The sequence below is a fragment of the Burkholderia sp. AU18528 genome, assembly GCF_002223215.2.
GTDB classification, from domain to species: domain Bacteria; phylum Pseudomonadota; class Gammaproteobacteria; order Burkholderiales; family Burkholderiaceae; genus Burkholderia; species Burkholderia semiarida.
Map to the genome: position 1 here is coordinate 1,732,582 of NZ_NKFC02000004.1, position 26,359 is coordinate 1,758,940.

The 26,359-nt window shown below is 67.8% G+C and carries 25 protein-coding genes; 7 read left to right on the plus strand and 18 right to left on the minus strand.

Annotated features, from left to right (window positions below; all coding sequences use genetic code 11):
* Positions 1-175: 175 nt before the first annotated feature.
* From CFB52_RS10855 to CFB52_RS10875, 5 genes are all read right to left on the minus strand, one after another.
* The gene (locus CFB52_RS10855) at positions 176-1,033 is read right to left on the minus strand and encodes an alpha/beta fold hydrolase (protein ID WP_099316556.1); all 858 of its coding nucleotides are present in this window, start codon (positions 1,031-1,033) and stop codon (positions 176-178) included.
* A 212-nt stretch (positions 1,034-1,245) separates the two neighbouring features.
* Entirely contained in the window at positions 1,246-3,753 is a 2,508-nt protein-coding gene (locus CFB52_RS10860; protein WP_099316557.1) for a DNA internalization-related competence protein ComEC/Rec2, read from the minus strand.
* A gap of 57 nt (positions 3,754-3,810) precedes the next feature.
* Positions 3,811-4,599 (minus strand): TatD family hydrolase, encoded by a 789-nt coding sequence (locus CFB52_RS10865; protein WP_099316558.1) that lies wholly within the window; start codon positions 4,597-4,599, stop codon positions 3,811-3,813.
* Positions 4,600-4,663: 64 nt separating this feature from the next.
* Complete coding sequence (lolD, locus tag CFB52_RS10870) at positions 4,664-5,359, minus strand: lipoprotein-releasing ABC transporter ATP-binding protein LolD (protein WP_059583336.1); 696 nt, start codon at positions 5,357-5,359, stop codon at positions 4,664-4,666.
* Positions 5,360-5,417: 58 nt separating this feature from the next.
* A complete protein-coding gene (locus CFB52_RS10875; RefSeq protein WP_099316559.1) occupies positions 5,418-6,671 on the minus strand; it encodes a lipoprotein-releasing ABC transporter permease subunit in 1,254 nt (417 codons plus the stop codon).
* A gap of 160 nt (positions 6,672-6,831) precedes the next feature.
* Between CFB52_RS10875 and CFB52_RS10880 the strand changes: the two genes are divergently transcribed.
* The 5 genes from CFB52_RS10880 (at position 6,832) to CFB52_RS10900 (ending at position 13,552) form a co-directional block, all read left to right on the plus strand.
* On the plus strand, positions 6,832-7,908 hold the full coding sequence (locus CFB52_RS10880) for a hypothetical protein (RefSeq protein WP_059583333.1): 1,077 nt from the start codon (positions 6,832-6,834) through the stop codon (positions 7,906-7,908).
* Positions 7,909-7,921: 13 nt separating this feature from the next.
* Positions 7,922-9,619 (plus strand): single-stranded-DNA-specific exonuclease RecJ, encoded by a 1,698-nt coding sequence (gene recJ, locus CFB52_RS10885; protein WP_099316560.1) that lies wholly within the window; start codon positions 7,922-7,924, stop codon positions 9,617-9,619.
* 151 nt (positions 9,620-9,770) lie between these two features.
* A protein-coding gene (prfB, locus tag CFB52_RS10890; RefSeq protein ID WP_099316561.1) for a peptide chain release factor 2 occupies positions 9,771-10,875 on the plus strand; the annotation gives its coding sequence in 2 pieces (ribosomal slippage) (positions 9,771-9,851 and positions 9,853-10,875; 1,104 coding nt in all).
* A 74-nt stretch (positions 10,876-10,949) separates the two neighbouring features.
* Complete coding sequence (gene lysS, locus CFB52_RS10895; RefSeq protein WP_006478395.1) at positions 10,950-12,476, plus strand: lysine--tRNA ligase; 1,527 nt, start codon at positions 10,950-10,952, stop codon at positions 12,474-12,476.
* 347 nt (positions 12,477-12,823) lie between these two features.
* Positions 12,824-13,552, plus strand: a complete 729-nt coding sequence (locus tag CFB52_RS10900) for a glycine zipper 2TM domain-containing protein (protein ID WP_099316562.1) — start codon at positions 12,824-12,826, stop codon at positions 13,550-13,552.
* A 157-nt stretch (positions 13,553-13,709) separates the two neighbouring features.
* On the opposite strand, the gene iscX is transcribed toward CFB52_RS10900, so the two are convergent.
* The 12 genes from iscX to CFB52_RS10960 all read right to left on the minus strand — a co-directional run bounded on the left by iscX (position 13,710) and on the right by CFB52_RS10960 (position 22,832).
* Positions 13,710-13,919: a Fe-S cluster assembly protein IscX gene (iscX, locus tag CFB52_RS10905; RefSeq protein WP_060310132.1), complete on the minus strand. Its 210-nt coding sequence runs from the start codon at positions 13,917-13,919 to the stop codon at positions 13,710-13,712.
* Between the two features lie 19 nt (positions 13,920-13,938).
* The gene (gene fdx / locus CFB52_RS10910; protein WP_059583325.1) at positions 13,939-14,280 is read right to left on the minus strand and encodes an ISC system 2Fe-2S type ferredoxin; all 342 of its coding nucleotides are present in this window, start codon (positions 14,278-14,280) and stop codon (positions 13,939-13,941) included.
* Positions 14,281-14,368: 88 nt separating this feature from the next.
* Positions 14,369-16,237: a Fe-S protein assembly chaperone HscA gene (gene hscA / locus CFB52_RS10915; protein ID WP_099316563.1), complete on the minus strand. Its 1,869-nt coding sequence runs from the start codon at positions 16,235-16,237 to the stop codon at positions 14,369-14,371.
* 54 nt (positions 16,238-16,291) lie between these two features.
* Entirely contained in the window at positions 16,292-16,819 is a 528-nt protein-coding gene (gene hscB / locus CFB52_RS10920; RefSeq protein WP_099316647.1) for a Fe-S protein assembly co-chaperone HscB, read from the minus strand.
* A 96-nt stretch (positions 16,820-16,915) separates the two neighbouring features.
* The gene (iscA, locus tag CFB52_RS10925) at positions 16,916-17,239 is read right to left on the minus strand and encodes an iron-sulfur cluster assembly protein IscA (protein WP_011885413.1); all 324 of its coding nucleotides are present in this window, start codon (positions 17,237-17,239) and stop codon (positions 16,916-16,918) included.
* Positions 17,240-17,301: 62 nt separating this feature from the next.
* Positions 17,302-17,709, minus strand: a complete 408-nt coding sequence (gene iscU / locus CFB52_RS10930) for a Fe-S cluster assembly scaffold IscU (protein WP_006478389.1) — start codon at positions 17,707-17,709, stop codon at positions 17,302-17,304.
* 67 nt (positions 17,710-17,776) lie between these two features.
* Complete coding sequence (locus CFB52_RS10935) at positions 17,777-19,000, minus strand: IscS subfamily cysteine desulfurase (protein WP_059583323.1); 1,224 nt, start codon at positions 18,998-19,000, stop codon at positions 17,777-17,779.
* 65 nt (positions 19,001-19,065) lie between these two features.
* Positions 19,066-19,605 (minus strand): Fe-S cluster assembly transcriptional regulator IscR, encoded by a 540-nt coding sequence (gene iscR / locus CFB52_RS10940; protein ID WP_006401955.1) that lies wholly within the window; start codon positions 19,603-19,605, stop codon positions 19,066-19,068.
* Between the two features lie 117 nt (positions 19,606-19,722).
* Positions 19,723-20,205 carry a low molecular weight protein-tyrosine-phosphatase gene (locus tag CFB52_RS10945; RefSeq protein ID WP_059583321.1) on the minus strand — a complete coding sequence of 161 codons (483 nt, stop codon included), beginning with the start codon at positions 20,203-20,205 and terminating at the stop codon, positions 19,723-19,725.
* 102 nt (positions 20,206-20,307) lie between these two features.
* A complete protein-coding gene (locus CFB52_RS10950) occupies positions 20,308-20,535 on the minus strand; it encodes a hypothetical protein (protein WP_060966331.1) in 228 nt (75 codons plus the stop codon).
* 128 nt (positions 20,536-20,663) lie between these two features.
* Complete coding sequence (locus CFB52_RS10955) at positions 20,664-22,076, minus strand: lactate utilization protein B (RefSeq protein ID WP_099316564.1); 1,413 nt, start codon at positions 22,074-22,076, stop codon at positions 20,664-20,666.
* Positions 22,077-22,109: 33 nt separating this feature from the next.
* A complete protein-coding gene (locus CFB52_RS10960; protein WP_099316565.1) occupies positions 22,110-22,832 on the minus strand; it encodes a (Fe-S)-binding protein in 723 nt (240 codons plus the stop codon).
* A gap of 183 nt (positions 22,833-23,015) precedes the next feature.
* Between CFB52_RS10960 and CFB52_RS10970 the strand changes: the two genes are divergently transcribed.
* Entirely contained in the window at positions 23,016-23,825 is an 810-nt protein-coding gene (locus tag CFB52_RS10970) for an IclR family transcriptional regulator (protein WP_006478384.1), read from the plus strand.
* 114 nt (positions 23,826-23,939) lie between these two features.
* Here CFB52_RS10970 and pbpG read toward each other — a convergent pair whose 3' ends face one another.
* Positions 23,940-25,106 carry a D-alanyl-D-alanine endopeptidase gene (gene pbpG, locus CFB52_RS10975; protein ID WP_099316566.1) on the minus strand — a complete coding sequence of 389 codons (1,167 nt, stop codon included), beginning with the start codon at positions 25,104-25,106 and terminating at the stop codon, positions 23,940-23,942.
* A gap of 654 nt (positions 25,107-25,760) precedes the next feature.
* Between pbpG and CFB52_RS10980 the strand changes: the two genes are divergently transcribed.
* A complete protein-coding gene (locus tag CFB52_RS10980; protein ID WP_034188948.1) occupies positions 25,761-26,327 on the plus strand; it encodes a phasin family protein in 567 nt (188 codons plus the stop codon).
* Positions 26,328-26,359 lie beyond the last annotated feature (32 nt).

Sequence of the window (26,359 nt, forward strand, 5' to 3'; positions counted from 1 at the left end):
GGATGCTCGCGGGAAAAACGGATTATACCGTAAAGCCCGCCCTTTTCTCAGCAATTGACGCGATGATCGCGCCCTTTCGTACCGCCCCGCGCGGCGGTGCGCGCCGGCGCGAACCGGCCGGCCGGTCGGCGCCACGCGCATGCGCCGGCCGGCGCTCGGCGCACCGGACGAAACGTCAGGCGCGCCTCGCGAGCGGCGCGCCGGCCTGCGAAATGCCGCCCGAAATGCCGCCCTCTTCCGCCTTCAGCGAATTCAGCATCCGCTGCAATGCGCGGGCGGTCTCGATCGGCCGCTCCATCGGGAACAGGTGACTGCCTTCCAGCCATTCGATGCGCCCGCGCGTCGCACGGCGCGTCGCGTCGAGCCCGACCTGCCGCACCTCGCGCGAGCGCGTGCCGGCGAGAAAGCCGAGCGGCACCGGCGCGCCGTGCGCGAGCCGCGGGCCGAGCGTGTGCGGCAGCGTCCGGTAGATCAGGTATTCGACCTGCCGGTCGAACGCGAGCGCGCGTGCGCCGTCGGGGCCGGCCTGCGGGATGCCGTAGTCGATATAGTCGGCGAGCATCCGTTCGTCCCAGCGCGCGAACGCGGGCTTCTCGCGGAAGTGCCGCCAGACTTCGTCGCGGCTCATCCAGCGCGTGCGCCGGTTGCGCGTCGCCGCGGCGGGCGACAGCCGCTCGTCGAGCCCCGCCCACTGGCTCGCGCGCAACGCGCCGGCACGCCAGCCCGCGATGATCGGCGAATCGATCATCACGACGCCGCGCACCCACTGCGGCTTCTTCAGCGCGGCCATCAGCGACAGGTAGCCGCCGAGCGAATGGCCGACGAGCCAGACCGGGCGCTCGTAGCGGCTGCCGATATCGTCGAGCAGTTGTTCGACGAGATGCGGCCAGTCGCGCGTCACCGGGTAGCGGCGGTCGTGGCCGATCCGTTCGATGTAGCGCAGCTCGTAGTCGTCGGCGAGTTCGGCGAAGATCGTCCGGTACGTCGACGCCGGGAAGCCGTTCGCGTGCGAGAAGTGGAGGATGTCCTTCAAATGCCGGTGTCTCCTTTGTCGACGAGAGTTAGCGCTTTAGCGCCTACTCTCGTCCCATGCTTCGCGGTCGACGAGAGTTAGCGCTTTAGCGCCTACTCTCGTCCCATGCTTCGCGGTCGACGGGAGGGGGTGCGTCAGCGCTTGTGCCATTCCCATGCGTCATATTTCTGTCGGAACCGGGCTTCGGCACGGCACGCCGGCCGTCGCCACGCTTACCGGTCCATCCAGTACCGGCGCCGTTCGTCGCGATAGCGCGCGAATGCGAACCCGCCGCCGGCCGGCGCGACGTCGAACCGCACGGCGCCGTCGCGATCGGTGCGCGGCAGCGGAATCCCGCGCGCCTCGTAGCGGGCGAGCACGGTCCGGTGCGGATGCCCGAAACGATTGCGATAGCCTACAGGAAATACCGCGACGCGCGGCCCGACCGAATCGAGGAAAGGTTCGACCGACGACGTGCGGCTGCCGTGATGCGGAACGACCAGGATCTGCGCGGGCAGCGCATCGCGCGCATCGGCCACCAGCCGGCGCTCGGCGGCCGCCTCGATGTCGCCCGTCAGCAGGGCCGACGTGCCGCCCGCGTCGATGCGCAACACGCACGATTGCCCGTTCGACGAACCCGTGCCCACCCCGTCCGGCGGCCACAGCATCGTAAAGACGACGCCGTCCCAGGTCCAGCGCTGCCCGGCCGCGCACGGCAGCCGATCGGCCACGCCGGCCGCCTGCGCCTCGCGCCACAGCCGGTGCCGCGGCGCGATGCCGGCCAGCAGCTGGCGCACGTCGGTCGCCGCATAGACGGCCGAAGCACCGCCTGCATGATCGGCATCCGCATGACTGAGCACGAGCGAATCGATCGCCGCGATGCCGCGCGCCCGCAACGCCGGCGCGACGATCCGCGTACCGGCATGCGTCGATTCCGCGCCGGGCCCCGCATCGAACAGCAAGATCCGCCGCGCGGTTTCGACCAGCACCGCCGCGCCCTGCCCGACGTCGAGCACGGTCAGCCGGAAGCCGCCTGCCGGCGGCGCGTCGGGCGCCGGCGCGACGAGCGGCAGCCACGTGAGCGGCGCCGCCCAGCGCAACGGCCAGCCGCGCGGCATCAGCGCCCACGCGACGCCCGCGCATGCCAGCGCCAGTACCGGCCACTCGGGCATGCGCAGCCAGAGCACGCCGGCCGGCCAGTCGGCCAGGTGCCCGAGCAGCGTCATCATCGGTGCGAGCGCCGCATGGGCGAGCATGAACGCACCGGCATCGAACGGCGCCGGCAACGCGATGCCGGCCAGCACGACGGGCGTGACGACCGAGCTGACCCACGGAATCGCGAACGCATTGCCGAACGGGCCCGACAGGGAAACCTGCGCGAACCATGCGGCGGTGAGCGGCGCGAGACCGATCGTCACCGCGTACTGCACGCGCGTGGCCTCGGCGATGCGGCGCCGGCAGCGCGTCGCCCACCCGCGCAATCGCCTCCGCAAGCCGGCCGTGCGGCTTTCCGCGCCCGTTTCGTCGTTCTCGTCGATCCCGTCGTTCTCATCGAGTTCCCGCACCGCGCGCCAGCCGGCGACGGCCAGCAGGATCACGGCGACCGCGCCGAACGACAGCCAGAACCCGGCCGACAGCACGGCCCACGGATCGGCGAGCAGCACGCCGCCGAGCGCCGCACACAGCACCGCGGAAGTCGGCACGCTGCGGCCGGCCAGATACGCGATGCCGCCGCCCGCGATCATCCACCACGCGCGCTGTGCCGGCACGTTGAAGCCGGCGAGCGCGGCGTAGCCCGCAGCAGCGACCAGCGCGGCAAGCGCGGCCGCGTACGGCGCCGGCAACACGAGCGTCGCGGCCCGCGCGCGCCAGCGCACGCGGCGCCAGACCAGCGAGACGAGCCAGCCGGCAATCGCGCCGACCAGCCCGACATGGAGACCCGAAATCGCGACCAGGTGGCTCGTGCCCGTATTGCGCAGGACGCGCCAGTCGTCGTCGCCGATGCCCGACTGGTCGCCGATCGCCAACGCGGCGACGATGCCGCGGTGCGCCGCATCGGTGCCGAGCACCTCGCCGATGCGTGCCCGCAGCGCGTCGCGCGCCCGGTCGATCGATGCACGCCATCCCGCCGCGCGCGCATCGAGCAATACGGCCCGACGCGGCGCACTGACATAGCCGATCGCGCGAATGCCTGCCGCGAGCCACGCCGCCTCGCTGTCGCGCACGCCGGGATTGGCCTCGGCATGCGGACGCTTGAGACGCACGACGAAACGCCAGCGCTGGGCCGCGCGCAAATCGGGAAGCGCATCGCGTGTCGCGGGTGCGCCGTATGCGCGCCACGACAAGCGGATCAATGGCGGAAAACGGGCGAGCCCCGCATCGTTCGATTCGACCGCGAACAGCAGCCGCGCCCCCGTCTCGTCGACGACCGGCAATCCGCGGATCACACCCGTGACGACGATGTCGCGCCCTTCCCACTCCGGCGGGAGGCTGTCGCCGAGCCGCCACTCGGCCCGCGCGGCCGCATAGCCGAACCCCGCGACGCAGGCCGCGAACACACACAGCATCCAGCCGCATGCCACGACCGCACGCGTGCGCCGTCGACGCATGCACCACGCGCCCAGCGCCGCGCAGCCCGCGAGCACGGCTGCTCCGACCGTCCATGCGATCGCCCCCGGCAACGCCGCCTGCCGCTGCAGCACGACGACGCCGAGCGCGAACGCGATCCACCACACGCGCATTCCGCCTCCTCGTCGACCCGGCGCCAGCCCTGCCCGGGCGGCGCCTTCCGGCAACGATTATGCGGACGAAAGTGCGAGTCGCGGCAGCGCGGCGAGCGCGTTAGCCGAAGTGCATACAGCCAGTTCGCCAGTATCGAGCCCGCGCAATTCGGCGAGCACGCCGCCGATGCGCGGCACCTGGTCGGGTGTGTTGCGGGATTTGTATGCCCATTCGGGCGCGATGTCGGGCGCGTCGGTTTCGACGACGAGCGCGTCGAGCGGCAACTCGGTGGCGAGCCGGCGGATCTGCCGCGCGCGCGTGAAGGTCACGTTGCCGCCGAAGCCGAGATGCAGGCCTTGCGCCAGATACGCTTCGGCCTGCTGGAAACTGCCGTTGAACGCATGCGCGATGCCGCGCCGCACGCCGAAACGGCGCAGCCCGGCCAGCACGCGGTCCTGCGACTTGCGCACGTGACACAGCACCGGCAAGTCGAATTCCCGCGCGAGCCTGAGCTGGCCCTGGTAGAAGAACTGTTGGCGCTCTTCATCGAGCCCCGGCACGAAATAATCGAGCCCGATCTCGCCGATCGCGACGAAACGCGGATCGTCGAGACTCGCCTCGATCTCCATGCGCAGCCGGTCGAGATCCGCGTCGCGCGCCTGCGGCGTATACATCGGATGGATGCCGAGCGCGTACGCCGCGCCGGGCGTGCGCTGCGCGAGTTCGCGCACCGTCGTGAAGTTGTCGCGCCCGATGCTCGGGATCACGACGCGCGACACGCCGGCCGCGCGCGCGGCGTGCGCGACCGCGTCGCGGTCGGCGTCGAATTCGGCGGCATCGAGATGGCAATGCGTGTCGATCCACATGGCAGCGGTCCTGCGCCGTTGCGCCGTGCCGCGGCGAGCCGGCACGGCCAACGGCGTGGCTTTTTTACACCGGCAGCGCCGGCTCCTCGTGCAACACGCCGTCGCGCAGCCGCATGATGCGGTCGCAGCGCGCGGCGAGATCGGGGTCGTGCGTGACGATCACGAAACTCGTTTCGAGCGTCTCGGACAGTTCGAGCATCAGGTTGAACACCGTGTCGGCCGTCGTGCCGTCGAGGTTGCCGGTCGGCTCGTCGGCGAGCACGCACGCGGGCTTCGTGACCAGCGCACGCGCGATCGCGACGCGCTGCCGTTCGCCGCCCGACAACTCGCCCGGCCGGTGCTTCGCACGCGGGCCGAGACCGACGCGTTCGAGCATCGCCTGTGCCTGACCGCGTGCGTCCTCGGTCGTCATCCGGCGGATGCGCAGCGGCATCGCGACGTTGTCGAGCGCCGTGAACTCGGGCAGCAGGTGATGGAACTGGTAGACGAAGCCGAGCGCGCGGTTGCGCAGCTCGTTGCGCTCGCGCTCGGCGAGCTGCGTAAACGGCTTGCCGAGCAGCGACACTTCGCCGGCGCTCGGCTCGTCGAGCCCGCCCAGCACGTGCAGCAGCGTGCTCTTGCCGGAGCCCGACGCCCCGACGACCGCGAGCTTCTCGCCGCGCCGCACCGTCAGCTCGGTGTTGTTGAGCACCTGCACGTTGAAGCCGCCCTGCACGAACGCCTTCGTGATCCCGCGCGCCTGAAGCACGTATTCCTGCATACCTGCCGAATCCTGTCCGTTGTGTTGTTGTCGTGAATCCGCGAATGCGGCCGCGCGGTCATTCATAGCGGAGCGCCTCCGCCGGCTTCACCTTCGCGCCGCGCCAGCTTGGATAAAGCGTCGCGACGGCCGACAGCGCGAACGCGATCAGCCCGATCCGGATCACGTCGCTCGCGACGAGTTCGGACGGCAGCTCGCTGATGAAGTACACCGACGGCGGCAGGAACTGCACGCCGAACAGGTGCTCGATCATCGGAATCAGCCACGGGATGCTCCACGCGATCAGGCAGCCGAGCGCGACGCCGGACGCGGTGCCGACGAAGCCGATCGTCACGCCCTGCACGACGAAGATCTTCATGATCGACCCCGGCTGCGCGCCGAGCGTGCGCAGGATCGCGATGTCCGCCTGCTTGTTGGTCACCGTCATCACGAGCGACGACACGAGGTTGAACGCGGCCACCGCGATGATCAGCGTGAGGATGATGAACATCATCCGCTTCTCGATCTGCACGGCCGAGAACCAGGTCTTGTTCTGCTGGGTCCAGTCGCGGATGTACAGGCTGCCCGACAGCGTATGCGACAGCTCGAGCGCGACCTGCGGCGCCTTCTGCATGTCGGTGAGCCGCAGCCGCACGCCGGTCGGCGCGCTCATCCGGAACAGCGCCTCGGCGTCGCGGATGTTGATCATCGCGAGCGTGCTGTCGTATTCGTAGTGGCCCGATTCGAACACACCGACGACCGTGAACTGCTTCAGGCGCGGCATCATGCCGGCCGGCGTGATCGAGCCTTCGGGCGCGACCAGCGTGATCTTGTCGCCGACCGTCACGCCGAGGTTGCCGGCGAGCGCGTCACCGAGCACGATGCCGAACTGGCCGGGCACAAGCGCGGCCAGCTGCCCCGCCTTCATGTCCTTGCCGATGTCCGACACCTGCGGCTCGAGCGTCGGCTCGACGCCGCGCAGCATCACCCCGCTCACCGCGTCCTGGCGCGTGAGCAGCGCCTGCGCGTCGACGTACGGCGCCGCGCCGATCACCGACGGATTGCGGCGCGCTTCCTGTGCGGTCAGTTGCCAGTCGGGCATCGAGCCCGTCGGCGAGAACACCTCGACGTGCGCGAGCACCGACAGCATGCGGTCGCGCACCTCCTTCTGGAAGCCGTTCATCACCGACAGCACGACGATCAGCGCCGCGACGCCGAGCGCGATCCCGAGCATCGATACGAGCGCGATGAAGGAAATGAAGCCGTTGCCGGTCGTGCGTTTGCCGGCGCGCGTGTAGCGCCAGCCGATCTGCCATTCGTACGGAAGTTTCAAGCGAATCCTTTCTGCTGGTTACGGCGGACAGGCGAACCGCGGCCGGACCGCCGCCGGGTAGTGGCCAGTAGCGGCCGGCAGCCCGGGCACGGTCGAAAAACGGCCGCCGGACGCGAACGGGCCGTCAGCCGGCCCGATCACGCGCGCAGTTTGCCATACAATGCGCACCATCATGCACGACCGACGCCTCCATTTTCTCGTTCCGTTCGCGCTGCCGTCGGCGGCCGATGCGGCCTCGTCCCTGCACACGCTGGACAGCCCCGCGCTTCAAAAGTTGCTCGCCCGCGCAAGCCTCGTCGAGCGCGTGGCCGGCGAGGACTTCCAGCGCACGCTGCCGCACGAGCGCTGGCTGGCAAGCCGGTTCGGCGCCACGCAGGGCAACGCCGCGGACGAGGCGCCGCTCGCGCCCTACATGCTGCTGGCCGACGGCGGCGACCCCGGCACGCACGCGTGGGCATGCGTCGAGCCCGTGCACGTCGAAATCGCGCACGATCACCTGGTGCTCGTCGATCCGGCCGCCCTCGCGCTCGACGACGGCGACGCGGCCGCGCTGCTCGCGGTCGCGCGGCCGCTGATCGAGGAGCTCGGCGTGCGGCTCGAAGCGCCGAACCCGGCGCGCTGGTACCTGTCGAGCGACCAGCTCGCGCGCCTCGCCGGCGCCGCGCCGCTGCGCGCCAGCGGCCGCAACATCGAGATCTGGCTGCCGCACGAGGCCCATACGGGCGAGCGCTCGCGGATGTGGATGAAACTGCAGAACGAAGTGCAGATGGCGTGGTTCCAGCATCCGGTCAACGAAGCCCGCGAGGCGCGCGGCCTGCCGGCCGTCAATTCGATCTGGTTCCATGCGCAGGGTACGCTGAAGCCGGTCGGCAAGCCGTTCGCGCGCGTGCTGTCCGCGTCGCCCGCCGCGCTCGGCCTCGCGCGCGCCGCGCAAACCGAAGCCGGCCGCCCGCCCGCGACGTTCGGCGCGCTGCCCGCCGCCGACGGCGCGACGCTCGTCGATCTGCCGGCGCTGACCACCCCGTTCATCGAGCAGGACTGGGCGCGCTGGCACGACGGCCTCGCCGCGCTCGAGCGCGACTGGTTCGCGCCGGCGCTCGCCGCGCTGCACAACGGCGAGCTGGCGAGCGTCGATTTCACGCTGTGCGGCGACACGAGCTCCGTGACGCTGCACGCGACGCGCGGCGACCTGCGCAAATTCTGGCGCCGCCGCGCGCTCGCCTCCCTGTTCGAATAACCAGCCACCCCGTATGACCCGGATCGTTACCCGCCCCGTCGCGCCCGCCGACGCCGAAGTGCTCGCGCGCCACGGCCTGCACCCCGTCCTCGCGCGCCTGTACGCGTCGCGCGGCGTGCAGTCGCCCGCCGACATCGAGACCGCGCTCGCGCGCCTCGTTCCGCCCACCGAGCTGAAAGGCTGCGCCGATGCGGCGTCGCTGCTCGCCGACGCGATTGCCGACAAGCGGCGCCTGCTCGTCGTCGCCGACTACGACTGCGACGGCGCGACTGCCTGCGCGGTCGCGGTGCGCGGCCTGCGGATGTTCGGCGCGCAGATCGACTACCTGGTGCCGAACCGCTTCGAATACGGCTACGGCCTCACACCGGAGATCGTCGAACTCGCGGCCGCGCGCAAGCCCGACCTGCTGATCACCGTCGACAACGGGATCGCGAGCGTCGCCGGCGTCGAAGCCGCGAACGCGCGCGGCATCGACGTGCTCGTGACCGACCACCACCTGCCCGGCGACGCGCTGCCCGCCGCGCGCGCGATCGTCAACCCGAACCAGCCCGGCTGCGCGTTCCCGAGCAAGCACCTCGCCGGCGTCGGCGTGATGTTCTACGTGCTGCTCGCGCTGCGCGCCGAGCTGCGCCGCCGCGGCGCGTTCGCGAGCAGGGAAGCCGAGCCGCGTCTCGACGGCCTGCTCGACCTCGTCGCGCTCGGCACCGTCGCCGACGTCGTGCGGCTCGACGGCAACAACCGCGTGCTCGTGGCGCAGGGCCTGCAGCGCATCCGCAACGGCCGCATGCAGCCGGGCGTCGCCGCGCTGTTCCGCGCCGCCGCGCGCGAAGCGCGCACCGCGTCCGGGTTCGATCTCGGCTTCGGCCTCGGTCCACGCCTGAACGCGGCCGGCCGGCTGTCCGACATGTCGCTCGGCATCGAGTGCCTGATCACCGACGACATCGGCCGCGCGTGGGATCTCGCGCAGCAGCTCGACGTGATGAACCGCGAACGCCGCGAGATCGAGGCCGGCATGCAGCAGCAGGCGCTCGCCGATCTCGCCGACGTCGATCCGGCCGACGCGTGCACGATCACGCTGTTCAATCCCGCGTGGCACCAGGGCGTGATCGGCATCGTCGCCGGCCGGCTCAAGGAGAAATTCCACCGTCCGTCGTTCACGTTCGCGCACGCCGACGACGAAGGCCGGCGCGTCAAGGGTTCCGGCCGGTCGATCGCCGGCTTCCACCTGCGCGACGCGCTCGATCTCGTGTCGAAGCGCGAACCGGACCTGATCGTCGCGTTCGGCGGCCATGCGATGGCGGCCGGCCTCACGCTCGACACCGAAAACGTGCCGCGCTTCGCGGCCGCGTTCGAGGCCGTCGCGCGCGAATGGCTGTCCGACGACGCGCTGGCCCGCGTGATCGAGACCGACGGCGAGCTCGAGGATGCGTACTTCACGCCGCAGTTCGTCGGCCTGCTGGACGAAGCCGTGTGGGGGCAAGGGTTTCCGGCCCCGCTTTTCTCGGGCGAATTCGACGTCGTGTCGCAGTCGCTCGTGAAGGAAAAGCACCTGAAGCTGCAGCTCGCGCGCGGCCGCCAGCGCTTCAACGCGATCTGGTTCAACCATACCGAGCCGCTGCCGGCGCGCGCGCTGGTCGCGTACCGGCTCGTCGCCGATACGTGGAACGGCGTCACGCGCGTGCAGCTGATCGTCGAACACGCGGCCGGCTGAGCCGGCGACCGTCCCGCGACGCGCCGCCGCACGCTCGCGCGCCGCGTTGGACGGGCCGTCCACGCATGCGCGAGCACCGTTTGCGTCACCGGGCAAGTTTGCCGATCGGCTATAATTCCGCTTTTTTACGAAGCCGGAACAGCGAACGATCATGGAAGCGGAACGTCTCAACGCGATCGAAAGCTCCCTGCTCGACCTGCGCAATCGCGCGGGCGAGCTTCGGGGGTATCTTTGACTACGACGCCAAAGCTGCGCGTCTGACCGAAGTCAACAAGGCACTCGAAGACCCGAACGTCTGGAACGATTCGAAGAACGCCCAGGCGCTCGGCCGCGAGAAGAAACTGCTCGAAGGCGTCGTCATGACGCTCACCGCGCTCGATAGCGACCTGCGCGACGCGCTCGACCTGTTCGAGCTGGCACGCGAGGAAGGCGACGAGGACACGCTTCTCGCGTCGGAAGAAGACGCCGCGAAGCTCGAGGCGCGCGTCGGCGACATCGAGTTCCGCCGGATGTTCTCGAACCCGGCCGATCCGAACAACTGCTTCATCGACATCCAGGCCGGCGCCGGCGGCACCGAGGCGTGCGACTGGGCATCGATGCTGCTGCGCCAGTACCTGCGCTACTGCGAACGCAAGGGCTTCAAGGCCGAAGTGCTCGAAGAGTCCGACGGCGACGTCGCCGGCATCAAGAACGCGACGGTCAAGGTCACGGGCGAATACGCGTACGGCTTCCTGCGCACCGAAACGGGCATCCACCGCCTCGTGCGCAAGTCGCCGTTCGACTCGTCGGGCGGCCGCCATACGTCGTTCTCGTCGGTGTTCGTCTATCCGGAAATCGACGACTCGATCGAAGTCGAGATCAACCCGGCCGACCTGCGCATCGACACGTACCGCGCATCGGGCGCGGGCGGCCAGCACATCAACAAGACCGACTCCGCGGTGCGGATCACGCACATGCCGACCGGCATCGTCGTGCAGTGCCAGAACGACCGCTCGCAGCACCGCAACCGCGCGGAAGCGATGGCGATGCTGAAGTCGCGCCTCTACGAAGTCGAAATGCGCAAGCGCCAGGCCGAACAGGACAAGCTCGAATCGAGCAAGACCGATGTGGGCTGGGGCCACCAGATCCGCTCGTACGTGCTCGACCAGAGCCGCGTGAAGGATCTGCGTACGAACGTCGAAATGAGCAATACGCGTGCGGTGCTCGACGGCGACCTCGACGACTTCATCAGCGCGAGCCTCAAACAGGGCGTGTAAGCGCCGCGGCGCGGCCTGCCCCGCGCCGCCCTTTCCGTTTGCGTTGCCGCACCCCACTCCGAATTCCGACCATCATGACCGAACCGACCCAAACGCAGCCCGCCGTCACGGCGGACGAAAACCAGATCATCGCCGAGCGCCGCGAGAAGCTGCGCGCGTTGCGCGAGCAAGGCGTCGCCTATCCGAACGACTTCCGGCCCGAGCACCACGCAGCCGACCTGCAGGCGAAATTCGCCGATTCGGACAAGGCCGCGCTCGAAGCGAACCCGGTCGAGGTGTCGGTGGCCGGCCGCATGATGCTCAAGCGCGTGATGGGCAAGGCGAGCTTCGCGACGGTGCAGGACGGCTCGGGCCAGATCCAGTTCTTCGTGACGCCGAACGACGTCGGCGCCGACACCTACGACGCGTTCAAGAAGTGGGACCTCGGCGACATCGTCGCCGCGCGCGGCGTGCTGTTCCGCACCAACAAGGGCGAGCTGTCGGTCCAGTGCAAGGAGTTGCGCCTGCTGTCGAAGGCGCTGCGTCCGCTGCCGGACAAGTTCCACGGCCTGTCCGACCAGGAAATGCGCTACCGCCAGCGCTACGTCGACCTGATCGTCACGCCGGAAACGCGCGACACGTTCCGCGCCCGCACGAAGACGATCGCGTCGATCCGCAAGTTCATGGACAACGCCGACTTCATGGAAGTCGAGACGCCGATGCTGCACCCGATCCCGGGCGGCGCGGCCGCGAAGCCGTTCGTCACGCATCACAATGCGCTCGACATGCAGATGTTCCTGCGCATCGCGCCGGAGCTGTACCTGAAGCGCCTGATCGTCGGCGGCTTCGAGCGCGTGTTCGAGATCAACCGCAATTTCCGGAATGAAGGCGTGTCGCCGCGGCACAACCCGGAATTCACGATGATGGAGTTCTACGCCGCGTACACCGACTACCGCTGGCTGATGGACTTCACCGAGCAACTGATCCGCCAGGCGGCGATCGACGCGCTCGGCACCGCGACGATCCAGTATCAGGGCCGCGAACTCGACCTCGCGAAGCCGTTCCATCGCCTGACGATCACGCAGGCGATCCAAAAGTACGCACCGGACTACACCGACGGCCAGTTGTCGGACGACGCGTTCCTGCGCACCGAGCTGAAGCGCTTCGGCGTCGACGTGTCGCAGCCGGCGTTCCTGAACGCGGGCATCGGCGCGCTGCAGCTCGCGCTCTTCGAGGAAACGGCCGAAGCGCAGCTGTGGGAACCGACGTTCATCATCGACTACCCGGTCGAGGTGTCGCCGCTCGCACGCGCATCGGATACGGTGCCGGGCATCACCGAGCGTTTCGAGCTGTTCATGACCGGCCGCGAGATCGCGAACGGCTTCTCGGAGCTGAACGATCCGGAAGACCAGGCCGCGCGCTTCAAGAAGCAGGTCGAGCAGAAGGATGCAGGCGACGAGGAAGCGATGTTCTTCGACGCCGACTACATCCGCGCGCTCGAATACGGGATGCCGCCGACCGGCGGCTGCGGGATCGGCATCGACCGTCTCGTGATGCTGCTGACCGACAGCCCGACGATCCGCGACGTGCTGCTGTTCCCGCATCTGCGCCGCGAGGACTGACAGCCGCAACCGCGTGTGCGCCGCGCCCCGTGGCGCGCACGCGTCGCCTTTGTAACGACGCGTAAATCCCGCCAGCCGGCGTCCGCCGGCCGTCGATCCTCCCCCGTTTTATTCCCTCGTCGCGACGCCCTTCTACGGGTTTTCCCGGAAACCGCCGCCGACGCCCCGCTGCAATTCGTTACACCTTGATACGGCGCGCGCCTGGGCCGTGGACGACACTCCTGTTGCGTCACCACGCATGACCACGGGACCAGAACGAGGCGCAGGAACGCCAAGTCTGATCGCTCCCGAGCGTGGGATCCAGCTCCGGCGCCACGCGCCGATCCGGATCGACATTGGAGAAAAAAATGGACAACCAGAATCAGACCACGCCGCAAAAGCAACGCCTCCACCCGCTGATCGCCACCGCGGCGGGCGCCGTCATCGTCGCCAGTCTCGCGGCGACGGCAGCGATCACGGGCGTCTTCCCGAAAGCCACCAGCAGCAGCGAACAGAACGGCCAGACCCAGGCCGCGCTGATCGCGTCGCAGCCGGCGGTCGATACGGCCGCGGCCGCCAGCGCCGCGCTGGCCGCGCAAGCGCAGCGACAGGCCGCGGAACAGGCCGCCGCGCAGCAGAAGGCCGCCGTCGCGCAGGCCGAGCCGAAGCCCGCGCCGCGCCCGGCTGCGCCGCACCGCCGTCACACGACCGCCCCGCAGCCGCCGCAATATGCGCAGCAGCCGTCGGCGCCTGCGCAAGCCTACTGCCAGAGTTGCGGCACGGTCGTCTCGATCACGCAAACGCGCACGCCGGGCCAGAGCTCGGGCATCGGCGCCGTGGGCGGCGCGGCGGCCGGCGGCCTGCTCGGCAACCAGTTCGGCCACGGCAACGGTCGCACCGCGATGACGATCATCGGCGCGCTGGGCGGCGGTCTCGCCGGCAACCAGGTCGAGAAACAGGTCCGCGCGGAAACCGACTATCAGGTGCAAGTGCAGATGGAAAGCGGCGCGATGCGCACGTTCACGTACCACAACCCGCCGCCGTTCGGCCAAGGCCAGCGCGTGCGGATCGAGAACGGCACGCTGGTCGGCGCGTAAGCTCACGATCGCGTCATCGCCGGCGTCGCTGCCCACGCGTCGCGCGCGGGCACTTCGCCCAAAACGAAAACGGCTCGCGAGCAGGCGCTCACGAGCCGTTTTTTCATTGGCGCGGCGTACACCATTGCAGCGTACGCCGTGGCCCCGACCGGGTCGGTCAGTCCTCGTCGTCGAAGTCGGATTCGTCGATCCAGTGCGCCTGGATCGCCTCGAGGATCTTCTCGCCCGAGTGCGCCGGATCGTCGTCGAAGCCGTCGAGCGCGAGCACCCATTGGCGCAGGTCGACGAAGTTGATCCGCTGCGGGTCGATGTCCGGGTGCTTGTCCGCCAGTGCAATGGCTATTTCACGCGAATCGGTCCATTTCATCGCCTGCCTCCGGTTTCGGTCAGTGATTTTCCTTCGCGTGGTTGATCGAGTACTTCGGAATCTCGACCACCAGGTCCGAATCTTCCTTCACGATCGCCTGGCACGACAGGCGCGACGTCGGCTCGAGGCCCCACGCCTTGTCCAGCAGATCGTCCTCGTCCTCCTCGGACGGCGCGAGATCGTTGAAGCCTTCGCGGATCACCACGTGGCACGTCGTGCATGCGCACGACTTCTCGCATGCGTGCTCGATCTCGATCCCGTTGTCGAGCAGGTTGTCGCAGATACTCTTGCCGGGCGTCGCGTCGATCACCGCGCCATCCGGGCACAGTTCGACGTGAGGCAGCACCACCAGTTGAGGCATGTCCGTTCCGTCAGTCAGGGTGCGGCGCCAGGCGCCGCGTGGTTCATTAGCGCGCGGGCCGTGGCCGGCCGATGCGCGGTTCGTGGGTTCAGATCTCGTCGAGCCGGCGGCCCGACAGCGCGCGCTTGATGCTCTTGTCCATCCGGCGCGCCGCGAATTCGTCGGTACCGTCAGCCAGCGCCTTGGTCGCCGCTTCGATCGCATTCGTATCGTCGCCCTGCGCGACCGCGCGCAGCGCGGCAGCCAGCGCGTCGACCCGCGCGCGCTCGCCGGCACCGAGCAGTTCGCCGTCAGCCGCCAGCGCGGCCTGCGTCGCCTCGAGCATCCGCTCGGCCTCGACCTGCGCTTCGCGCAGCGCACGGGCGCGCATGTCGATTTCGGCGGTCTTGAAACTGTCTTCCAGCATCTTCGCGATGTCGTCGTCGGCAAGGCCGTACGACGGCTTCACGACGACCGATGCCTCGACGCCCGACAACTGCTCGCGCGCAAACACCGACAACAGGCCGTCCGCGTCGACCTGATAGGTCACGCGAATGCGTGCGGCGCCCGCCGTCATCGGCGGAATGCCGCGCAGCTCGAAGCGCGCGAGCGACCGGCAGTCGGCGACGAGCTCGCGCTCGCCCTGCACGACGTGGATCGCCATCGCGGTCTGGCCGTCCTTGAAGGTCGTGAATTCCTGCGCACGCGCGATCGGAATCGTCGAGTTGCGCGGAATGATCTTCTCGACGAGGCCGCCCATCGTCTCGACACCCAGCGACAGCGGAATCACGTCGAGCAGCAGCCAGTCGTCGCCGGTGCCGCGATTGCCCGCGAGCAGATCGGCCTGGATCGCCGCGCCGAGCGCGACCACCTGATCCGGATCGAGGTTCACGAGCGGCGGCTGGCCAAAGTATTTGGCGACCGCGTCGCGGATCACCGGCATGCGCGTCGCGCCGCCGACGAGCACGACGCCCTTGATGTCGGCCGGCGTGACCTGTGCATCGCGCAGCGCCTTGCGGGTCGGCGTGAGCGTACGCTGCACGAGCGGCTCGACGAGCGACGCGAACGTGTCGTGCGAAATCGTCTGCACGAGGCGTGCGCCGCTCGACAGCGTCACGTCGAGCGCCGCCTCGGGCGCGGACGACAGCGCTTCCTTCAGCACGCGCACGCGATCGAGCAGCAAGCGCACGTCCTCGGGCGCGAGCGTCTTCGCGTCGATACCGGCCTGCGCGAGCACGTGATCGAACAGCGCGTGGTCGAAATCGTCACCGCCGAGCGCGGAATCGCCGCCCGCGGCCAGCACTTCGAACACGCCCTTCGTCAGCTTCAGGATCGACAGGTCGAACGTGCCGCCGCCGAGGTCGTACACCGCGTACAGGCCTTCGGCCGCGTTGTCGAGACCGTAGGCGATCGCCGCGGCGGTCGGTTCGTTCAGCAGGCGCAGCACGTTGAGGCCGGCGAGGCGCGCGGCGTCCTTGGTCGCCTGGCGCTGCGCGTCGTCGAAGTAGGCGGGCACCGTGATCACCGCGCCGACCAGCTCGTCGCCGAGCGTGTCTTCCGCGCGATAGCGCAGCGTCGCGAGAATCTCGGCCGACACTTCGACCGGGCTCTTCACGCCGTCGATCGTGCGGATCTGCACCATGCCCGGCGCGTCGACGAATTCGTACGGCGCGTTCGCCGCGCCTTCGACCTCGGCCTTGCCGCGGCCCATGAAGCGCTTGACCGACACGATCGTATTGCGCGGATCGGTCGCGGCCTGCTCCTTCGCTTCGTGGCCGATGCGGCGGCCGCCCTTCTCGAGGTAACGGACCACCGACGGCAGCAGCAAGCGGCCGGCTTCGTCCGGCAGGACTTCGGGCACGCTGTTGCGCACGGCGGCGACGAGCGAGTTCGTCGTGCCGAGATCGATCCCGACGGCGAGTCGCCGCTGGTGCGGCGCCGGCGCCATGCCCGGTTCGGAAATTTGCAGTAAAGCCATCTTGGTTCGTTCGGGCGCTCGGCCCGTTTGCTGCGCGTGCCGCAAGGCACGCGGTTAAGTTTCGAGGCGCTCGATCTGCGCGCCCACTTCCGACGCGACCCGTTCGATGAACATCAGCTGACGCACGGCTTCCGCGGCGGCCTGGTCGGAACCGCTGTCGAGCAGCGTGCCGAGGCGCTCGACGCGCACGCGCTTCTCGTCGCGCAACTCGGCGAGCAACGCATCGAGCGCGTCGACGTTGCGGGCGGCCGCGGCATCCTCGATGCCCTCGCGCCACTCCATCTGCTGCATCAGGAACGCCGGCTCCATCGCCGTGTTGTTTTCCGCGCCGATGTCGACGCCGCGCAGCGACAGCAGATAGGACGCGCGCTTCAGCGGATCGCGCAGCGTGCGGTACGCCTCGTTCGCGCGCGTGGCCCATTGCATCGCGATGCGCTTTTGCGCATCGCCGGCCGCCGCGAAGCGGTCCGGGTGCACCTGCGTCTGCACCGTCCGGTAGGCGGCGTCGAGCGCCGTCTCGTCGAGCGCGAATTGCGCCGGCAGGTGAAACAGGTCGAAATGGCTGTCTTTCAGCGAAACCATCGTCGCGTTCAATTCCGGTTCGTCGCGCGGCAAACGCCGCACATTAAAAAGGCGGCCCGTGCCGCCTCTTGCCCGCATCGCGCGGAGGGAGCCGCGTCACACGCGGAACGATTCCCCGCACCCGCACTCGTCCTTCACGTTCGGGTTGTTGAACTTGAACCCTTCGTTCAGGCCTTCGCGGGCGAAGTCGAGCTCGGTGCCGTCGATATAGGCGAGGCTCTTCGGATCGACGACGACCTTCACGCCATGGCTCTCGAACACCTGATCCTCGGGAGCCAGCTCGTCGACATACTCGAGCTTGTACGCGAGCCCCGAGCACCCGGTCGTGCGAACGCCAAGCCGCAGGCCCACACCCTTGCCGCGGCGGACGAGGTATTTCTGGACGTGTTGTGCTGCTTTTTCGGTCAGTGTAATTGCCATGATGTCCTTGCCGCGGGGCGCCTGGACGACGCACCGCGTTCCTTCACAACGCTCGATGCCGCTCAGGCTGCTGCCTGATCGCTTTCCTTGGTGTCGTGGCGCTTCTTGTAGTCGGCCACGGCTGCCTTGATCGCGTCTTCCGCGAGGATCGAGCAGTGAATCTTCACCGGCGGCAGCGCGAGTTCCTCGGCGATCTGCGTGTTCTTGATCGACAGTGCCTCGTCGAGCGTCTTGCCCTTCACCCATTCGGTGACGAGCGAGCTCGATGCGATCGCCGAACCGCAGCCGTAGGTCTTGAACTTCGCGTCTTCGATCACGCCGTCCGCGCCGACGCGGATCTGCAGCTTCATCACGTCGCCGCACGCCGGCGCGCCGACCATGCCCGTGCCGACCGTGTCGTCGTCCTTCGCGAACGAACCGACGTTGCGCGGGTTTTCGTAGTGATCCAGAACCTTGTTGCTGTAAGACATGACTCAGACTCCTTGACTCGTTACGTCTGCGTGCGTCAATCCGCCCGCGGTTGCATTCAATGCGGTATCAGTGCGCGGCCCATTCGATCGTCGACAGATCGATGCCTTCCTGGTGCATTTCCCAGAGCGGCGACAGTTCGCGCAGCTTCGCGATCTTGCTGTTCAGCAGATCGATCACGAAGTCGACTTCCTGCTCCGTCGTGAAGCGGCCGACCGTGAAGCGGATCGAGCTGTGCGCGAGCTCGTCGTTGCGGCCGAGCGCGCGCAGCACGTACGACGGCTCCAGCGACGCCGACGTGCACGCGGAGCCCGACGACACCGCGACGTCCTTGATCGCCATGATCAGCGACTCGCCTTCGACGAAGTTGAAGCTGATGTTCAGGTTGTGCGGGACACGGTGGTCCATGTCGCCGTTCACGTAGGTTTCCTCGATCTGCGACAGGCCGCGCAGCAGCTTGTCGCGCAGCATGCGGATGCGCTCGTTCTCGGTCGCCATTTCCTCGCGCGCGATGCGGAACGCCTCGCCCATGCCGACGATCTGGTGCGTCGGCAGCGTGCCCGAACGCATGCCGCGCTCGTGGCCGCCGCCGTGCATCTGCGCTTCGATGCGCACGCGCGGCTTGCGGCGCACGTACAGCGCGCCGATGCCCTTCGGGCCGTACGTCTTGTGGGCCGAGAACGACATCAGGTCGACCTTCAGCTTCGCGAGGTCGATTTCGACCTTGCCGGTCGACTGCGCGGCATCGACGTGGAACACGATGCCCTTCTCGCGGCAGATTTCGCCGATCGTCTCGATGTCCTGGATCACGCCGATCTCGTTGTTCACGTGCATCACCGACACGAGGATCGTGTCGGGGCGCAGCGCGGCCTTGAGCACGTCGAGATCGATCAGGCCGTCTTCCTTCACGTCGAGGTAGGTGACTTCGAAACCGTCGCGCTCGAGCTCGCGGCACGTGTCGAGCACGGCCTTGTGCTCGGTCTTCACCGTGACGATGTGCTTGCCCTTGCCCTTGTAGAAGTTCGCGGCGCCCTTGATCGCGAGGTTGTCCGACTCGGTGGCGCCGGACGTCCAGATGATCTCGCGCGGATCGGCGTTCACGAGTGCGGCCACCTGTTCGCGCGCTTCCTCGACCGCACGCTCCGCGTCCCAGCCATAAGCGTGGCTGCGCGACGCCGGGTTGCCGAACTGCTCGCGCAGGTACGGCACCATCTTGTCGACCACGCGCGGATCGACGGGCGTCGTCGCGCTGTAATCCATATAGATGGGCAGGTGGAGAGTCTCTTGGGTCATCTGTCGCTCCGGGTATTCTGTGCAGGGACTATGTGCGTTATGGGGTGTGACGGGCGCCTTCGCGCTCACGAACTCGCGATGTTGAACACCGAATTGGGGCCGAGCGGCATCGTGCGCACGGGCTCGGCCGGTGCGGCGACGGGCTCCGGCGCGCGACGGTCGCGCAGCACCGCAGGGGCGCCCTCGCGTGCGCGCTGCTGATCGACGAGATCCTGCAGCGACACCGAATCGAGGTATTCGACCATTTTCTGGTTCAGCGTCGACCACAGCTCGTGCGTCATGCAATGGCCGTCGGGCTGCTTCGAGCCGTCGCACGTGCCTTTGCCGCCGCACTGCGTGGCGTCGAGCGGTTCATCGACCGCGATGATGATGTCGGCAACGGTGACGTCCTGCGCGCGACGCGCGAGGTTGTAGCCGCCGCCCGGGCCGCGCACGGATTCGACGATTTCATGCCTGCGCAGCTTGCCGAACAGCTGTTCGAGATACGAGAGCGAAATCCGCTGGCGCTGGCTGATGCCTGCAAGCGTCACCGGGCCCTGCTCCTGGCGCAGTGCCAAGTCAATCATCGCCGTGACGGCGAAACGGCCTTTGGTGGTGAGTCTCATGGTGTCTAGGGGACTGCAATCTTGACGATTTTGGTCAAGTATAAATATTTGACGATTTTAGTCAAGTATCCATGTCTTCGACAGGGTATTCGCAGACCGCTGAATTTCCCGTGTCGATCAGCGCGCGGCGCGGCTGCGCAGCGTGTCCAGCAGGCCCGCGCACGCGCGCTCGACCTGATCGAGCACCTGTTCGAAGCCCTGCTCGCCGCCGAAATAAGGATCGGCCACTTCGGTCTCGGCCGCGCCCGGCGCGAATTCCATCAGCAGGCGCACCTTGTCGCGATGCGCCGGCGGACAGCGCCGGCGCAATTCCGCGAGGTTGGCTTCGTCCATCGCCAGCAGCAGGTCGAAACGCTCGAAATCCGCCGCGCTCACCTGCCGCGCCCGCAGCGCCGACAGGTCATAGCCGCGGGTGCGGGCCGCCGCCTGCGCGCGCGAGTCGGGCGGCTCGCCGACGTGCCAATCGCCGGTGCCGGCCGAATCGATCGCGATCCGGTCGGCCAGCCCGGCCGCGCCCACCTGGTGGCGCATCACGCCTTCCGCCGTGGGCGAACGGCAGATATTGCCGAGACAGACGAAACAGATCGCTACGCGGGTCATCGCACTATCGGAAAACCGCGGCGAACCGCGTGGGAAGAAGAACGCGCCATTATACAAAGGCGCCCGAAATCGCGCCGCCGCGCGAAGCGACGGCGACGTGCCTTACAGCGCCTTGGGCGCAGCGATCACGACGTCGCCGGATGCGGCCGGCAGCGGCTTCGCCGCGTCGTCGACCAGCCCGAACGACACCGCGCGCGCCAGTTCGGCGGACGCCTGATGAGCCGCGAGCGGGCCGCGCGACGGCGCGTCGGCCACCGCATGCAGATAGGCAGCCGCCGCCAGCGGAACCACGATTGCCAGCGGCCAGTACATCGATATTGTCTTTTTCATGATGCGTACCTCCTTGACCTCGTACCCCGAAACCCGATTCCGGGGACTACAGCCGAGATTCTATAGATCGCATCTATCGAGATAAATATGCGAATAGCGAACGCACTGTTGCTGCTCGCTGAACAGTGTCAGCCGAGGTGGCTTTGCGACGCCGCGTACAGTTCGCGGAACGTGCGCCCGGTCGGTGTGGGCATGTCGCGCGTGTCCATCCAGCCGCCCATCAACGGCAGGCGCCGCAGCATGCCGCCATTGCCGCCCAGCCGCTCGAGGACGCGCACCGCGAGCTTGGTCGTCAGCGCATACAGCATCGGCCGCCGGGCGAGGAAACCCCATGCGGCGAGCGCCGCCCGCTCGCGCCACGGCCGCAGATGGCGCTCGACCTGCTTCTCGCGCAGCGTGCGCAACAGGTGCGACAACGGAATCCCGACCGGACATACGCTGTCGCATTCGCCGCACAGCGTCGCCGCCTGCGGCAGGTCGAGCGCGCGATCGAGCCCGACGTAGCTCGGCGTCAGCACCGATCCCATCGGCCCCGGATAGACCCAGCCGTACGCATGACCGCCGACCTTCTGGTATACCGGGCAATGGTTCATGCACGCGCCGCAGCGGATGCAGCGCAGCATCTCCTGGAATTCGCCGCCGATCAGGCCCGTACGGCCGCCGTCGACGAGCACCACGTAGTTGTGCTCGGGGCCGTCCTCGTCGCCGGGCCCGCGCGGCCCGGTCAGCAGCGAGAAATAGTTCGACGTCTTCTGCCCGGTCGCGGAACGCGGCAGCAGCCGCATCGCGGTCGCGAGATCCTCGAGCGTCGGCAGTACCTTCTCGATGCCCGTCACCGCGACATGCACGCGGGGCATGACCGTGCACATGCCCTCGTTCCCTTCGTTCGTCACGATCGCGACCGAACCCGTCTCGGCGATCACGAAGTTGCCGCCCGTCACGCCCATGTCGGCCGACATGAAATGCGGGCGCAGCACCTCGCGCGCCTCGCGCGTCATGTCCGGAATCTCGGTGAGCCGCTCGCGCCGGTGCGTGCGCGCGAACAGGTCGGCGATCTCGTCCTTGTCCTTGTGCACGACGGGCGCAATGATGTGGCTCGGCGGCTCGTTGTCGTTGATCTGCAGGATGTATTCGCCGAGGTCCGTCTCGATCGACTGCACGCCCATCTCGGCGAGCACCGCGTTCAGCCGCATTTCCTCGGACACCATCGACTTGGTCTTGATGACCTTCTTCACGTCGTGCCGGCGCGCGATGTCGGCCACGAGCCGCGCGGCGTCCGCGGTCGTTTCGGCGAACAGCACCGTCGTGCCGCGCCGCGTCGCCTCGCGCTCGAATGCCTCGAGCCACACGTCGAGATTCTCCAGCGCGCGGTTGCGGCGCGCCTTGAGCGCGGCGCGCGTGGCCGGGAAGTCGATCAGGGTCATCGCGTCGGCGCGGGCGGACACGAACTTCGTCGACAGTTTCTTCAGGTTCTGCTGCAGGCGCTGGTCGGCCAGCTTCTGGCCGGCGCGCGCCTTGAAATGCATCGATTGGACTTGCATCGCGGTATCGGGGAAAGTGAGCGGAACCGGGCGTCAGACGTCGCCCGCCAGCACCTGCGCGACGTGCAGCACGCGCGTGTCGCGGTCGCCGGTGCGGCGCAACCGCCCTTCGATGTTCAACATGCAGCCGAGATCGCCGAGCACGACCGTGCCCGCGCCCGACGCGCGCACGTTCGCGCATTTCTCGTCCGCGATGGCCGCCGAGATGTCGCCGTACTTGACCGCGAACGTGCCGCCGAAGCCGCAACAGTGCTCGCAATCCTTCATCTCGGTCACCGCGACGCCGCGCTGCGCGAGCAGCGCGCGCGGCTGCGCCTTCACGCCGAGCTCGCGCAGGCCCGAGCACGAATCGTGATAGGTGACCGGCCCGGCGAACTCGCCCGGCGCGAGCGACACCTTCGCGACGTTCGCGAGGAAGTCGGTCAGTTCGTGGACTTTCTGCTGGAAGCACGTGTAGCGCCCCATCAGTTCGGGATCGTCGCGAAACAGGTCGCCGTAGTGCGCGCGGATCATCCCGCCGCACGAACCCGACGGCGCGACGACGTAATCGAACTGCTCGAACTCGCGCAGGGTCTTTTCCGCGAGGTCGCGCGCCAGCGCGCGGTCGCCCGAGTTGTAGGCCGGCTGGCCGCAGCAGGTCTGCGCGGGCGGCACGATCACCTCGTAGCCGGCGTCGCGAATCAGCTTGAGCGCCGAAAAACCGATTTCGGGGCGCATCAGGTCGACCAGGCAGGTCACGAACAAACCGACTCGCATACGTGCTCCTTCGAGAAAACGGCTCTCATTATCCGACGTTTGACCGGCAAGACCAACGCCGGCCCGCGCGCAAGCCCGCGGCGCACGAAACGAGGACTTCCTCGAACGGCGTTCGCTTTTTTCACGATACGAGATACAATCGGTCCAACACCGCCTGACGCGTCAATCGATTCCTCCCCCGACATGAGCCAACCCACCCCCGATTCAAAAACGTCGATCCAGGTGATCGAACGCATGATGCGGTTGCTGGACGCGCTCGCCGCGCACAGCGACCCCGTTAGCCTGAAGGAACTCGCGCAGCGTACGGAGCTGCACCCGTCGACCGCGCACCGCATCCTCAACGACATGGTGACCTGCCGCCTCGTCGACCGCTCCGATCCCGGCACCTACCGCCTCGGCATGCGGCTGCTCGAGCTCGGCAATCTCGTGAAGGCGCGCCTGTCGGTGCGCGACGCGGCGCTGATGCCGATGCGCGAGCTGCACCGCCTCACCGGGCAGACCGTGAACCTGTCGGTGCGCCAGGGCGACGAGATCGTCTATATCGAGCGCGCGTACTCCGAGCGCTCGGGAATGCAGGTCGTCCGCGCGATCGGCGGCCGCGCGCCGCTGCATCTCACGTCGGTCGGCAAGCTATTCCTCGCGGCCGACGAGACGTCGCGCGTGCGTGCCTATGCCACGCGCACGGGGCTGTCCGGCCATACGCAGAACAGCATCACCGATATCGCGAAGCTCGAACGCGAGCTGACGATCGTCCGCCAGCAGTCGTGCGCGCGCGACAACGAGGAGCTCGAACTCGGCGTGCGCTGCATCGCGGCCGGCATCTACGACGATTCCGGGAAGCTCGTTGCCGGCCTGTCGCTGTCGGCGCCGGCCGACCGGCTGCAGGACGCATGGCTTGGCCAGTTGAGCCGGACGGCGCTCACCATCTCGGAATCGCTCGGCTACCGGCCGGCGCCCGAGAAAGACGTGGACGGGCTGCAGCGGCAGGCGTAAGCCTCGCCGTCGGTCCGGCACCGGCCCCGCCCGGATTCGCCGGACAAAAAAGCCCCGCGATTGCGGGGCTTCTTCGTTGCGGCGATCGGCATGGCGGCGAACCGCCGTGGACGATCAGGTACCGCCGTTCGGCGTGTTGGCCGCCGTCAGGCGCTCGCCGCCGCCGGCATCGAGCCAGTTGCGCAGGCGCGAGGCGTCGGCGAAGCGCGAGTACTTGCCGAACGAATCGAGCAGCACCATCACCATCGGCCGGCCGTGGATCGTCGCCTGCATCACCAGGCATTCACCCGCTTCGTTGATGAAGCCCGTCTTCTGCAGGCCGATGTCCCACGAGCCGTTGCCGCGGATCAGCGCGTTGGTGCTGTTGTAGACCAGGTTGCGCTTGCCCGTGTACACCTCGTAGGTGCGATCGGTCGAGAACTGACGGATCATCGGGTACTGGTACGCCGCATTGACCATCTTCACGAGGTCGCGCGCACTCGACACGTTCGAGCTCGACAGGCCGGTGGAATTCTCGAAGTGCGTGTCGGTCATGCCGAGCGACTTCGCCTTCGCGTTCATCGCCGCGATGAACGCCGGACGGCCGCCCGGGTAGTAACGCGACAGCGCTGCCGCCGCGCGGTTTTCCGACGCCATCAGCGCGATGTGCAGCATGTCCTCGCGCGACAGCACCGAGCCGACCGACAGGCGCGAGCCCGTGCCCTTCTCGTAGTCGCGGTCTTCGTCGGTGACTTCGATCTGGTCGGCCATCGGCGCTTTCGAGTCGAGCACGACCATTGCCGTCATCAGCTTCGAGATCGACGCGATCGGCACGACCGCGTGCGAATTCTTGTCGAACAGCGGCTCGCCGGTATTCTGGTCGACGACGTACGCGACGCTCGAGCGCAGCGCGAGCGCGTCGGGCGTGTCGTGCAGGCCGAACGCCTGGCCGACCGTCGGGCGGCGCGGCTGGAACGCGACCTTGCGCACCGCGCCGCGATGGCCGCCGTGCACGTTGTTCGCCGCGAGCGTCACGCGCTTTCGCGACGCCTTCGCGCGCGGCGCATCGGCCGAGGCGACCTTGGCGGATTTGTCGGAGGTCGCCCCGGCCGACTTCTTCTTCGCGGACGAAGCAGGAGCGACGGCCTTTTTCTTGGCGGCTTGGGTCTTCGCAGTGGCGGCGAAGGCGTCAGCAGGCGTGACGGACGCGGTGGTCGCCAGCAACGCGACTGCGACCGACACAGCGGTGCCGAGCGTCATGCTCTGCAACAATCTGCGCGGTGAAAACGATTCGGCTTTCATTGGGGTCTGGACAAAGCGGGCGGGAGGTTTCCGCAAGTGTAGTTAAAGCTGAAAAAAAGAGCAATATTAGGCACTTACCGATCGTCTTTAAACCGGAATGTAAGAGTCGGCCCACCTCTGGCCAATCGACTCTCCCGCTCCCATCGAAAAAATCCATGGGACGCACTGCCCGACAGCGCCCGTCTCCCGATTACCGCACGGTTAATTGAGATAACGTCACTTTGGAGGCGATTTAAAGCGGGGAAACTACGTATCCGGGGCTCGGCGTGCCAAGGGCGCCGGTCTCGACCGTGGCGGCGGCACGTCGCCACGGCACGCGCATCGAAACGGCGCGTTTTTCGACAGGAACAGAAGGATAACGTTCCATGGGCCTGTCAGGTTTACCTGTGCATGATCATGGTGCGACGCGTTTGCCCCGCCGCCGTGCGCACCATGTGGGAACGCGCCTGAAACCGATTCCGAACGGGCGCGATAACTCGTTGTTTTATCGATAATTTGTCGCGATTGTGCAACGCACAAAAAATGCTTGACATCCGCTTTCTCTGCCCTAAAATAGGCCTCATTGCTGCGTTGCACAAAGCACGCGGCGCCGAAGTTCCCCAGCGTAGTGCCCTTTATCCTGCGATCGACGCGATCGCTTTTCAGGAGCCTGACATGTCCTTGCTGACCCCCGAGCAAATCGCCGCCGCCCAAAAAGCCAACCTCGAAAGCCTGTTCGGTCTGACGACCAAGGCGTTCGAAGGCGTCGAGAAGCTGATCGAACTCAACCTGCAAGTCGTGAAGTCGACGCTGGCCGAAGGCCAGGAAAATGCACAGCGCCTGCTGTCGGTGAAGGACGCGCAGGAACTGATCGCGCTGCAGGCGAGCCTGTCGCAGCCGGTCGCGGAAAAGGTGCTGTCGTACGGCCGTCACCTGTACGAAATCGCATCGTCGACGCAAGCCGAATTCGCGAAGGTTGCCGAAGCGCAATTCGACGAGCAGAACAAGAAGGTCCAGGCGCTCGTCGACAACGTCGCGAAGAACGCCCCGGCCGGTTCGGAAACGGCCGTCGCCGCACTGAAGTCGGCGCTGAACGCTGCGAACACCACGTACGAAACGGTTCAGAAGGCCACGAAGCAAGCAGTGGAAATCGCTGAAACGAACTTCAACGCCGCTGCCGCCGTCGCCACGAAGGCTGCCACCGCCGCTGCCGCACGTCGTTCGAGCAAGCCGGCCGCGTAAGCGTCCCCTGCTCCTGAAAGAGCCGCGCGCAG

Coding starts and splice junctions, on each gene's coding strand:
- CFB52_RS10860 (WP_099316557.1), bottom strand. CDS start 3,753: ATGCGCGTGTGGTGGATCGCGTTCGCGCTCGGCGTCGTCGTGCTGCAG.
- CFB52_RS10865 (WP_099316558.1), bottom strand. CDS start 4,599: ATGTGGATCGACACGCATTGCCATCTCGATGCCGCCGAATTCGACGCC.
- lolD (WP_059583336.1), bottom strand. CDS start 5,359: ATGCAGGAATACGTGCTTCAGGCGCGCGGGATCACGAAGGCGTTCGTG.
- CFB52_RS10880 (WP_059583333.1), top strand. CDS start 6,832: ATGCGCACCATCATGCACGACCGACGCCTCCATTTTCTCGTTCCGTTC.
- recJ (WP_099316560.1), top strand. CDS start 7,922: ATGACCCGGATCGTTACCCGCCCCGTCGCGCCCGCCGACGCCGAAGTG.
- lysS (WP_006478395.1), top strand. CDS start 10,950: ATGACCGAACCGACCCAAACGCAGCCCGCCGTCACGGCGGACGAAAAC.
- CFB52_RS10900 (WP_099316562.1), top strand. CDS start 12,824: ATGGACAACCAGAATCAGACCACGCCGCAAAAGCAACGCCTCCACCCG.
- iscX (WP_060310132.1), bottom strand. CDS start 13,919: ATGAAATGGACCGATTCGCGTGAAATAGCCATTGCACTGGCGGACAAG.
- fdx (WP_059583325.1), bottom strand. CDS start 14,280: ATGCCTCAACTGGTGGTGCTGCCTCACGTCGAACTGTGCCCGGATGGC.
- hscA (WP_099316563.1), bottom strand. CDS start 16,237: ATGGCTTTACTGCAAATTTCCGAACCGGGCATGGCGCCGGCGCCGCAC.
- hscB (WP_099316647.1), bottom strand. CDS start 16,819: ATGGTTTCGCTGAAAGACAGCCATTTCGACCTGTTTCACCTGCCGGCG.
- iscA (WP_011885413.1), bottom strand. CDS start 17,239: ATGGCAATTACACTGACCGAAAAAGCAGCACAACACGTCCAGAAATAC.
- iscU (WP_006478389.1), bottom strand. CDS start 17,709: ATGTCTTACAGCAACAAGGTTCTGGATCACTACGAAAACCCGCGCAAC.
- CFB52_RS10935 (WP_059583323.1), bottom strand. CDS start 19,000: ATGACCCAAGAGACTCTCCACCTGCCCATCTATATGGATTACAGCGCG.
- iscR (WP_006401955.1), bottom strand. CDS start 19,605: ATGAGACTCACCACCAAAGGCCGTTTCGCCGTCACGGCGATGATTGAC.
- CFB52_RS10945 (WP_059583321.1), bottom strand. CDS start 20,205: ATGACCCGCGTAGCGATCTGTTTCGTCTGTCTCGGCAATATCTGCCGT.
- CFB52_RS10950 (WP_060966331.1), bottom strand. CDS start 20,535: ATGAAAAAGACAATATCGATGTACTGGCCGCTGGCAATCGTGGTTCCG.
- CFB52_RS10955 (WP_099316564.1), bottom strand. CDS start 22,076: ATGCAAGTCCAATCGATGCATTTCAAGGCGCGCGCCGGCCAGAAGCTG.
- CFB52_RS10960 (WP_099316565.1), bottom strand. CDS start 22,832: ATGCGAGTCGGTTTGTTCGTGACCTGCCTGGTCGACCTGATGCGCCCC.
- CFB52_RS10970 (WP_006478384.1), top strand. CDS start 23,016: ATGAGCCAACCCACCCCCGATTCAAAAACGTCGATCCAGGTGATCGAA.
- pbpG (WP_099316566.1), bottom strand. CDS start 25,106: ATGAAAGCCGAATCGTTTTCACCGCGCAGATTGTTGCAGAGCATGACG.
- CFB52_RS10980 (WP_034188948.1), top strand. CDS start 25,761: ATGTCCTTGCTGACCCCCGAGCAAATCGCCGCCGCCCAAAAAGCCAAC.